At 52.7% G+C, this 279-nt stretch carries 1 pseudogene; it reads right to left on the reverse strand.

From position 1 onward, the window contains the following. A pseudogene (locus tag AB9F29_RS22535) lies at nt 1-279 on the reverse strand (glyoxylate/hydroxypyruvate reductase A); the annotation flags it as partial.

Here is a 279-nt window from a genome sequence, read left to right on the forward strand (position 1 = left end):
TGAAATTTAGCGCGGCAAGGCTTCGCGCACAATCTTGGCCAAGCGCACCAAGCCCCAAAATTCAAACAGTTCGATTCCGCGCCAAAGGTGGAACACTTTGTCTCCAGTCCAAAGGTTTAGCCTGAATATAGGTATCCATTCCGAGATGGTGACGCAGCACATGCCAGCAAACATACTCGCGCATACCTTCGGTAAGGCCGGTGTCAACCATGCGGGCCAGCGGGATGTTGAGGGTAGGATTTCCCGTCAGATTCTCTACTCCAGCCCAGAGGTTTAGGA

This window comes from Falsihalocynthiibacter sp. S25ZX9 (assembly GCF_041205405.1).
Taxonomy (GTDB): domain Bacteria; phylum Pseudomonadota; class Alphaproteobacteria; order Rhodobacterales; family Rhodobacteraceae; genus Falsihalocynthiibacter; species Falsihalocynthiibacter arcticus.